8 protein-coding genes are annotated in these 10,166 nt (G+C 64.6%); all 8 read left to right on the top strand.

Annotated elements, in window-relative coordinates:
* The coding region (locus tag AB5Y85_RS14470; RefSeq protein ID WP_368221639.1) for an ABC transporter ATP-binding protein at nt 1–1,020 on the top strand (1,020 nt) is incomplete at its 5' end.
* Nucleotides 1,017–2,126 (top strand): ABC transporter permease, encoded by a 1,110-nt coding sequence (locus AB5Y85_RS14465; protein WP_368221637.1) that lies wholly within the window; start codon nt 1,017–1,019, stop codon nt 2,124–2,126. The genes AB5Y85_RS14470 and AB5Y85_RS14465, both read left to right, overlap by 4 nt.
* A 3-nt stretch (nt 2,127–2,129) precedes the next feature.
* Nucleotides 2,130–3,218, top strand: a complete 1,089-nt coding sequence (locus AB5Y85_RS14460) for an ABC transporter permease (protein WP_368221634.1) — start codon at nt 2,130–2,132, stop codon at nt 3,216–3,218.
* A gap of 296 nt (nt 3,219–3,514) precedes the next feature.
* The gene (nirB, locus tag AB5Y85_RS14455; RefSeq protein ID WP_257687603.1) at nt 3,515–6,061 is read left to right on the top strand and encodes a nitrite reductase large subunit NirB; all 2,547 of its coding nucleotides are present in this window, start codon (nt 3,515–3,517) and stop codon (nt 6,059–6,061) included.
* Nucleotides 6,061–6,378, top strand: coding sequence for a nitrite reductase small subunit NirD (nirD, locus tag AB5Y85_RS14450; RefSeq protein ID WP_257687618.1), 318 nt, complete (start codon nt 6,061–6,063; stop codon nt 6,376–6,378). The genes nirB and nirD overlap by 1 nt, the downstream gene beginning before the upstream one ends.
* Nucleotides 6,379–6,435: 57 nt before the next feature.
* Nucleotides 6,436–7,248 (top strand): nitrite transporter NirC, encoded by an 813-nt coding sequence (gene nirC, locus AB5Y85_RS14445; protein ID WP_257687604.1) that lies wholly within the window; start codon nt 6,436–6,438, stop codon nt 7,246–7,248.
* Nucleotides 7,249–7,260: 12 nt separating this feature from the next.
* Nucleotides 7,261–8,661, top strand: a complete 1,401-nt coding sequence (cysG, locus tag AB5Y85_RS14440; protein WP_257687605.1) for a siroheme synthase CysG — start codon at nt 7,261–7,263, stop codon at nt 8,659–8,661.
* 146 nt (nt 8,662–8,807) lie between these two features.
* A partial coding sequence (locus AB5Y85_RS14435; protein WP_368221630.1) for a magnesium transporter occupies nt 8,808–10,166 on the top strand: 1,359 nt, incomplete at its 3' end.

The raw sequence follows: 10,166 nt of genomic DNA, 5'->3' as shown, positions 1-10,166 counted from the left end.
GCTCACCCGGCAGTGATGGATGGCGCTGTGGCGGGGGAGCGGGTTCGCCTGCTGCTGCACACGGGCATGACGCCCCCACCGCTGGCGGAGCTGTATCTCGCCAACGGCACCTTTCAACCGGCCCAGCCCCGGCTGGAGGATGCCTTTATCGACCTGCTCGGCGGCGGCCCCGGTGGGGAGTCGAGTCTGGCGGCCGGGATGCGGGAAGCGGAACTGCCGCAGGGGGTCTCCCCCGAGGCGGTGATCGAGGCGCGCCACCTCACCAAACGCTTCGGCGATTTTGCCGCCACCGATGATGTCAGCTTTGCGGTGCGCCGCGGCGAGATCTTCGGCCTGCTCGGCCCCAACGGGGCGGGCAAGTCCACCACCTTCAAGATGGAGTGCGGCCTGCTGCGCCCGAGCGAGGGACAGGCGCTGGTGACCGGCATCGATCTGGCCCACAGCCCCTCGGCGGCACGTCAGCGCCTCGGTTACATGGCGCAGAAGTTCTCCCTCTACAAGCAGCTCACCGTGGCCCAGAATCTCTCCTTCTTCGCTGGTATCTACGGCCTGTTTGGCCGCCACCAGCAGACGCGGATCGACGCCATGGTGGCCGCTTTTGCCCTCACCCCCTGGCTCGATCAGAAGGCGGAATCCCTGCCGCTCGGCCTGCGCCAGCGCTTGTCGCTGGCCTGCGCCCTGCTGCACGAACCGCCGCTGCTGTTTCTCGACGAGCCCACATCCGGGGTCGATCCGGTAACCCGGCGCGAGTTCTGGTCGCACATCAACGCGCTGGCCGACCACGGCGTCACCGTGCTGGTCACCACCCACTTTATGGATGAGGCAGAGTATTGCGACCGCATCGCCCTCATCTATCGCGGCAAGCTGCTGGCGCTCGGCACTCCGGACGATCTCAAGGGGCTGGCCGCCAAAGAGGCGGCGACCTCTTTGCCAACCGGTTCCTTGCCGACCTGTTCTTTGCCAACAATGGAAGAGGCTTTTATCACCCTGGTCGAGCGGGCCAGCGAGGAGGACGCATGAGCATCAACCGTCGGCGACTGCTGGCCCTCTGCCGCAAGGAGACGCTGCAAATCGTCCGTGACCCGAGCAGCATCCTCATCGCCTTCATCATGCCGGTAGTACTGCTGGTGGTGATGGGTTACGCCATCAATCTGGATGTGGACCATCTGCGCCTCGGCATCTGGCGTACCGACAGCGGAGCCCCGGCGGTGCGGCTGGAGCAGGCCCTGCGCGGCTCAACCGCGCTGGAGATCCACAGCGGCCCGAGCAGGGAGTCCCTGCTCGCCACTCTGGCCCGTGGCGAGATCCGCGGCCTGCTGGTGATCGATGACGGCTTCTCCCGCGTCATGGCCGGTCAGGGCAATGGTACGCCGCAGGCGCTGCTGCTAACCGACGGCTCCGAGCCCAACACTGCCAACTTCGTCACCAACTATGTGCAGGGGATCTGGCAGGGGTGGCTCGCTGGCGAGGGGGTCGCCATGCCGGTGTCGATAGAGAGCCGCGCCTGGTTCAATCCGGCGCTGGTGAGCCGCAACTTTCTGGTACCGGGCTCCATTGCGGTGGTGATGACCATCATAGGCGCCCTGCTCACCTCGCTGGTGGTGGCGCGGGAGTGGGAGCGCGGCACCATGGAGGCGCTGCTCGCCACCCCGGTCACCAAGGGGGAGCTGCTGCTCTCCAAGCTGCTGCCCTACTATGGCCTTGGCATCATCGCCATGCTGCTCTGCCTGCTCTTCTCGGTGGCGGTGATGGCGGTGCCGTGGCGCGGCTCCCTGCTGCTGCTCTTTCTGGTCACCAGCGTCTTTCTCGGCAGCGCCCTCGGGCTCGGGCTGTTTCTCTCTACCGTGATGCGCAGCCAGTTCAACGCCGCGCAGGCAGCGCTGATCGCCGCCTTTCTGCCCGCGGTGATGCTGTCGGGTTTCGTGTTCGAGATCGCCAGCATGCCGCCGCTGCTGCGGGCCATCACTCACCTCATTCCGGCCCGCTACTTCGCAAGCTCGCTGCAGACCCTCTATCAGGCGGGCAGCGTCTTCTCGATCCTGCTGGTCAACGGTTTCTGTCTGCTGCTGCTGGCCGGTTTCTGGCTGGCCCTGACCGCCCGCAAGACGCGGCGCACTCTGGAGTAACCCATGCTGATCCGACTCTGGTGGCTGATCCGAAAAGAGCTGCAGGCCCTGATGGGCAATACCCAGGGGCGCTTTCTGCTCATCATGCCGGTGCTGCTGCAGACCGCCCTCTTCCCGTTCGCAGCCACTCTGGAGGTGACCGGCAACACGCTGGCCATCTACAACCAGGATGGCGGTGCCCAGAGCCGCGAGCTGCTGGAGCGCCTCACCCATATGCCCGCCTTCACCACCATCATCCCGGTGCAAGGCGAGGCGGGCATGACCGAGGCCATCACCGGGCAGCAGGCGCTGCTCGGGCTGATTATTCCGGGGGATTTCTCGCGCCGGCTGGCGCGGGGCGAACCGGCCAAGGTGCAGCTGATTATCGATGGCCGTCGCTCCAACGGCGGTCAGGTGGCTGCGGGCTACATCAGTCAGGTGATCGCCCGCTGGCAAAGTGAGGGCAAGGGCCAACCCGAGCTGGCGGTACGCAACCTCTACAACCCCAACGTCGAGTTCCACTGGCATGTCCTGCCGGCGCTGGTGGCCATCATCACCACTACCGGCTGTCTTATCGTCACTGCCCTCTCGGTCGCGCGGGAGCGGGAAGAGGGCTCCTTCGATCAGCTGCTGGTCTCCCCCCTCACCGCAGGCTGGATCATGGCGGGCAAGGCGGTGCCCGGCATCATGGTGGCGGTGGGACAAGGGTGCATAGTCGCGCTGGCCGCCCGTTTTGTCTTTCACCTCCCCTTTGCCGGCAGCCTCAGCCTGCTGATGGCGGGCATGGTCTGCTACGGGCTGGCACTGGCCGGGATCGGGCTCTTCATCTCGTCGTTCTGCTCAACCCAGCAGCAGGCCTTTCTCGGGGTCTTCTCCTTCACCGTACCGGCGGTGATCCTCTCGGGTTATATCTCGCCGGTGGAGAACATGCCGCAGGTGTTCCAGTGGCTGGCGGCCATCGACCCCCTTACCCACTTTATCGTGCTGCTCAAGGGGGTCTTCCTCAAGGGGTTCGACTGGTCCGCCGCCTGGCCCCTGCTCTGGCCGCTGCTCGCCATCGCCGGCGTCACCCTGTCGCTGGCGCTCGCCATGTTCCGCCGCCATATCGCCTGACACGCCGCCTTGCTCGGCTGATGCCGGTCTCGCCCAGTGCGAGATCGGCTTTTTCCGCCAGAAGTTTTCACTCCCCCAGCTTTTGCTAAAGCGCTCTTGCTCTCCACCATCCCTCACCCAAAGCCAGTACAGAAATCATCAACTGGTATACCTATTTTTGTATATCTTTGAATTTTATCGAATTACCCCTGACGAGATATATAAATAGACACTTGATTTGCATCAATTGCCCGCCCCTACTGACTGGGTAGCCTAGCCCCAGAATGATGTTTTATTACTCCAAACTAGAGGCAATCATGAGCAAAGTCAGACTGGTCGTTGTGGGTAACGGCATGGTGGGGCACCGCTTCATCGAAGAGCTGATCGAGCGGGCCGAGCCGGGCCGCTACGAGATCACCGTCTTCGGTGCAGAACCCCGTCCCGCCTACGATCGCGTCCATCTCTCCTCCTACTTCTCCCATCACACCAGCGAAGATCTCTCCCTCGTCAAACCCGGCTTCTACGACAAGCACGGCATCCGCCTGCTGCTCGGCGAAGCGGTGAAAACAATCGACAGGGCCAACCGCGAAGTGCACTCCAACAAGGGCACTGTGGTCGGGTACGACAAGCTGGTGCTGGCCACCGGTTCCTACCCCTGGGTGCCCTCCATTGCGGGCAGTCAGCACCACGAGTGCTTCGTCTATCGCACCATCGAGGATCTGAAAGCCATCCGCAGCGCCGCCAGGAGTGGCAAGAGCGGGGTGGTGATCGGGGGCGGCCTGCTTGGCCTGGAAGCCGCCGGCGCCCTCAAGGCACTGGGTCTCGAGACCCACGTGGTGGAGTTTGCTCCTGTGCTGATGGCCGAGCAGCTCGACGGTCAGGGTGGCCAGCTGCTGCGCCGCAAGATTGAATCCATGGGGGTGCAGGTACACACCAGCAAGAGCACCAGCGAGATCCTGATGCATGGCGGTGAACAGGCGAAACACCGCCTCGCCTTCGCCGACGGCAGCCAGCTGGAAGTGGACGTGGTGGTCTTCTCCACTGGCATTCGTCCGCAAGATACGTTGGGCCGTTACGGTGATCTCGCCATCGCCGAGCGCGGCGGCATCGTCATCGACGATCACTGCCTCACCTCCGACCCCGACATCTACGCCATCGGCGAGTGCGCCGCCTGGCAGGGGCGCTTCTTCGGACTGGTAGCGCCGGGCTACAAGATGGCCCAGATCACCGTCGACCATCTGCTCGGCGGCGACAGCTGTTTCGAGGGGGCAGACATGAGCGCCAAGCTCAAGCTGCTCGGCGTCTCCGTCGGCTCCATCGGCGATGCCCATGGTCGCACCCCGGGCAGCCACAGCTATGTGTTTCAGGACGATCAGGCCGGCGTCTACAAGAAGATCGTGGTGAGCGAAGACAACAGCCGCCTGCTCGGCGCCGTGCTGGTGGGTGATGTGGAAGATTACGGCAACCTGCTGCAGATGATGCTCAACGCCCTGCCGCTGCCGAGCCACCCGGATACCCTGATCCTGCCCGCCTACGCCGGTGCCAAGCCGACGCTGGGGGTGGATGCCCTGCCGGAGAGCGCCCAGATCTGCTCCTGCTTCGACGTCTCCAAGGGCGACATCGCCCAGGCGGTGGCCGAGGGTCACACCACGCTGGCCGCCATCAAGCAGCACACCAAGGCCGGTACCGGCTGCGGCGGCTGCGTGCCGCTCATCAGTCAGGTGCTCAACGCCGAGCTGGTGAAGCAGGGCATCGAGGTCAACAACCACCTCTGCGCCCACTTCCAACACTCCCGTCAGGAGCTGTTCCATCTGGTCAAGGTGGAGGGGATCAAGAGCTTCGACGAACTGCTGGCCAAACATGGCCAAGGCTATGGCTGCGAGGTGTGCAAACCGACCGTAGGTTCCATCCTCGCCTCCTGCTGGAACGAGCATGTGCTGAGCCCGCGCAACATCCCGCTGCAGGACACCAACGACATCTTCCTCGGCAACATGCAGAAGGACGGCAGCTACTCCGTCATCCCGCGCATGGCCGGTGGCGAAGTGACTCCGGAGGGGCTGCTGGCGGTGGCCGAAGTGGCCCGCGACTACAAGCTCTACACCAAGATCACCGGCGCCCAGCGCATCGGCCTGTTCGGGGCCCAGAAGGATGATCTGCCCGCCATCTGGCGCAAGCTGCTGGCGGCCGGTTTCGAGACCGGTCAGGCCTACGCCAAGGCGCTGCGCATGGCCAAGACCTGTGTCGGCAGCACCTGGTGCCGCTTCGGCGTACAGGACAGCGTCGGCCTCGGGGTCTTCCTCGAAAACCGCTACAAGGGCATTCGCACCCCGCACAAGATGAAGTTCGGCGTCTCTGGCTGTACCCGTGAATGTGCGGAAGCGCAGGGCAAGGACGTCGGCATCATCGCCACCGACGCGGGCTGGAACCTCTATGTGGGCGGCAACGGCGGCATGAAGCCGCGCCACGCCGACCTGCTGGCGTCTGACCTCGACCGAGAGACCCTCATCAAGCTGATCGACCGTTTCATGATGTTCTACGTCACCAGCGCCGACAAACTGCAGCGCACCTCGGTCTGGCTCGGCAATCTGGAAGGGGGCGTCGACTACCTGCGCGAGGTGATCGTCGACGACAAGCTGGGGCTGGCCGAGACGCTGGAGCGCGATATCCAGACCCTGATCGACAGCTACGAGTGCGAATGGTCGCGCACCCTCAACGAAGAGGAGGCACTCAAGCGATTCAGCCACTTCATCAACAGCGACAAGCGCGACCCGGACGTTCAGTTCGTTGCCGAGCGCGACCAGCACCGACCGGCGACCCCGGCCGAGCGCATCCCCGTCTACCAGATCGAGGTGGAAACCAAATGATGAAACTTGCCTGCCAACTCAACGACATCCTGCCGGGAACCGGCGTCTGTGCACTCATTGAAGGTCGCCAGATCGCCCTGTTCCGCCCGAGCGCGGCCGCCGAGGTGTTCGCCATCGACAACCGGGATCCCTTCTTCGCCGCCAACGTGCTGTCGCGGGGCCTGATCTGCGAACACGACGGCGAGCTCTGGGTCGCCAGCCCGCTCAAGAAGCAGCGCTTTCGCCTGAGCGATGGTCACTGCTTCGACAACCCTACGATGTCGGTGCAGAGCTATCCCGTTGAAGTACGCGGCCAGCAGGTCTGGGTCGCTGTCTAAAGCCAAATTCACTCTCTTTCGGGCTGCCTGTGGGCAGCCCTTTCAAGGACTCACAAGATGTACACGGAAACCATCAACAAGTGCGCCGCCAACGCGGCACGCATCAACCGCTTCGAGCGCAGCGACAAGCTCGGCTTCTGGCTCAGCTCCGCCATGGCGGGGGCCTATGTGGGCCTCGGCATCATCCTCATCTTCACCCTCGGCAATCTGGTGGATCCCGCCATCCGGCCGCTGGTGATGGGGGCCACCTTCGGTATCGCCCTGACGCTCGTCATCATTGCCGGCTCCGAGCTGTTTACCGGCCACACCATGTTCCTCACCTTCGGGGTGAAGGCGGGCAAGATCACCATGGCCGACCTGCTGCGCATCCTGCCGCAGACCTGGGCCGGCAACCTGATTGGCTCCATCGTGGTGGCGCTCATCTACTCCTACGGCGGCAGCCTGCTGCCGGACGCAGGCAGTCTGGCCCACAAGGTGGCGCTGGCCAAAACCCAGGCTCCGGCGCTGACCCTGTTTATGAAGGGGATCCTCTGCAACTGGCTGGTCTGCCTCGCCATCTGGATGGCGCTGCGCACCGAAGGGGCGGCCCGCTTCATCGCCATCTGGTGGTGCCTGCTGGCCTTTATCGCTTCCGGCTACGAGCACTCTATCGCCAACATGACCCTGTTCGCCCTCTCCTGGTTTGGCGCCCACTCCGATGCCTACACCCTGAGCGGCATCGGCCACAACCTGCTGTGGGTGACGCTGGGCAACACCGTCTCCGGCGTCCTCTTTATGGGCCTCGGTTACTGGTATGCCACCCCGAAAGCTGAACGCCCGGTCGCAGTGAGCGAGACCACCAGCACCGCCAACCAGACCCGAACCGCCTGATCCGGAGGCCCCATGGACTACTTGCCCATCTTTTGCCGACTCGACAACAAACCCGTGCTGCTGGTCGGCGGCGGCGAGGTAGCGGAGCGCAAGGCGCGCCTGCTGCTGGATGCCGGTGCTCGCCTCACCGTCGTGGCGCCCGAGCTCGACCCCGAGCTGGCGGAGCTGGCTGCCAACGGCAGCATCGAGTGGCTGGCCGGTGAATTTGTGCCGGAACAACTGGCGGGCAAGTGGCTGGTGGTGGCAGCAACCGATCGGCGCGAGGTGAATGCACTGGTTTACCAAAGCGCCAATCAGGCGCGGATCTTTGCCAACGTGGTGGATGACCCGAAACGCTCCAGCTTCATCATGCCGTCGATCATCGACCGCTCACCGCTGATGGTGGCCATCTCCTCCGGCGGCAAGGCGCCTGTGCTGGCCCGGCTGCTGCGGGAAAAACTGGAAGCCCTGCTGCCGCAACATCTGGGGGCCGTGGCGACCTTTGCCGGCAGCCTGCGGGAGCGGGTCAAGGCCCGCTTCGCCACCATGGGGGAGCGACGCCGCTTCTGGGAGCGGCTGCTCGGGGCCGATCGCCTCGGGCAGGCGCTGGCGCGGGGCGATAGCGCCAGCGCCCACCAGCTGGCCGACAACCTGTTTGCCGATGAAAGCCAGACCGGAGGCGAAGTGGTGCTGGTGGGGGCTGGCCCCGGCGATCCGGGCCTGCTCACCCTACACGCCCTGCGCCAGATGCAGCAGGCGGACGTGGTGGTTTACGACCGACTGGTCTCTGACGAAGTGATGGCGCTGGTGCGCCGGGATGCCAAGCGCATCTTCGTCGGCAAGCAGGCGGGCAACCACTGCGTGCCGCAGGAGGGGATCAACCAGCTCTTGCTGGAGGAGGCGAAAAAGGGCCAGCGGGTGGTGCGGCTGAAGGGGGGTGACCCCTTTATCTTCGGCCGTGGCGGCGAGGAGCTGGAGACGCTCGTTGGTACTGGGATTGGCTTTCAGGTGGTGCCGGGGATCACTGCGGCCAGCGGCTGCGCCGCCTACGCCGGTATTCCGCTCACCCACCGCGATCACGCCCAGAGCGTACGCTTCGTCACCGCCCACGGCAAGGGGGGCGCCCGGGATCTCGACTGGCCGCTGCTCGCCAAGGACAAGCAGACCCTGGTGTTCTACATGGGGCTCTCATCCTGCGCCACCATCCGCGAGCAGCTGCTGGCCCACGGCAAAGCGAGCAACACCCCGGTGGCGCTGATCGAGCGCGGCACCCAGCCCTGCCAGCGGGTCATTCGTGGCACTCTCGATGAGCTACCCGCGCTGGCGGTGGGGGTCGAAAGCCCGGCCCTGATCATGGTGGGTTCTGTGGTAACCCTGGCCGACCGGCTCGCCTGGTTTGGCGAGGCACCACAGGCTCAGCGAGCCCTCGCCTGAGGGATCCTCGGCAAACGATCATGAGGCCACCAGCAGGTGGCCTCACCTTTACCTCCCTCTTCTCCCATCACGGTCATAACCTGTTGTTTTAAGTCTGGTATCCTATGGGCATTGAGCCCTTGGCTACCATCTCAGGAATTCATCCCATGTCTCTTCCCATCAAGAACAGCGCCCGGCAGCGCGCGGATGACAGATCCCGCATTCTCACCCTGCTGCTACGCGATGACGCCCTCACCGACAGCCTGCTCGATCCGCAGGTGGTGCAGGATGCCGAGCAACGCGATCAGACCAGCGAACTCACCTCGCTGGTCAACGGGTTGCCCGCCGCCGACGTCGCCGATGCGCTGGAGTCGCTGCCGCCCGATGAGCGTCATGCCCTGTGGGCGCTGGTGGAGGAGGAGAAGCGCGGCCAGATCCTGGTTGAAGCGTCGGAGACGGTGTGGGACAGCCTTATCAGCGGGATGAGCGACAAGGAGCTGCTGCACGCCCTGCGCTCTCTGGATATCGATGACCAGATCTATCTGGGCCAGTACCTGCCCCGCAACCTGATGGGGCGGCTGCTCACCTATATGGCCCCCGCCGACCGGGATCGGGTGCGGGAGGTGATCCGCTACGGCAAGCACACCGTCGGCGCCATGATGGACTTCGAGATCATCACCATCCGCCCCGAGGTGACGCTCGCCACTGTGCAGCGCTATCTGCGGCTACGCGGCAAGATCCCCGCCAACACCGACAAGCTGTTCGTCATCGATCGGCGCAACCACCTGCTGGGGGAGCTGGCCCTCACCACTGTGCTGCTGCACAAGCCCGCCACCCTGGTGAGCGACGTGATGGAGCGTGATCCGGTCACCTTCGATCCGGAGGATAACGACGAAGCGGCCGCCCGCACCTTCGAGCGGGATGACCTGCTCTCCGCCGCCGTGGTGGATGGCAAGGGCAAGCTGATGGGCCGCCTCACCGTCGAAGAGGTGGTGGATCTGGTCTATGAGGAGAGTGACACCGACCTGCGCCGGATGGGGGGTATCAGCGAGGATGAAGACGTGTTCGCCCCGGTCTCCAAGGCGGTCAAGACCCGCTGGGCCTGGCTTGCCATCAACCTCTGCACCGCCTTTGTCGCCTCGCGGGTGATCGGCCTGTTCGAGCACACCATCTCCCAACTGGTGGCGCTGGCGGCCCTGATGCCCATCGTCGCCGGGATCGGCGGCAACACCGGCAACCAGACCATCACCATGATAGTGCGGGCGCTGGCGCTGCAGCACATTCAGGCAGGCAACCTCTCCTTCCTGCTGCTGCGGGAACTTGGCGTCGCCTTTATCAACGGGCTGGTGTGGGGCGGCACCATGGGCATCGCCACCTATCTGCTCTATCAGGATGCGGCGCTCGGCGCCGTAATGACCCTGGCCATGATGCTCAACCTGCTGGTGGCCGCCCTGATGGGGGTCATCATCCCCATGACCATGACCCGCCTCGGCCGCGACCCGGCAGTCGGTGCCAGCGTGATGATC

Source organism: Aeromonas sp. R3-1 (assembly GCF_040908345.1).
In the GTDB taxonomy this organism is placed as follows: Bacteria; Pseudomonadota; Gammaproteobacteria; order Enterobacterales; family Aeromonadaceae; genus Aeromonas; species Aeromonas veronii.
The sequence above is the reverse complement of the archived record's forward strand: the minus strand, read 5'-3'. Positions and strand labels throughout refer to the sequence as shown.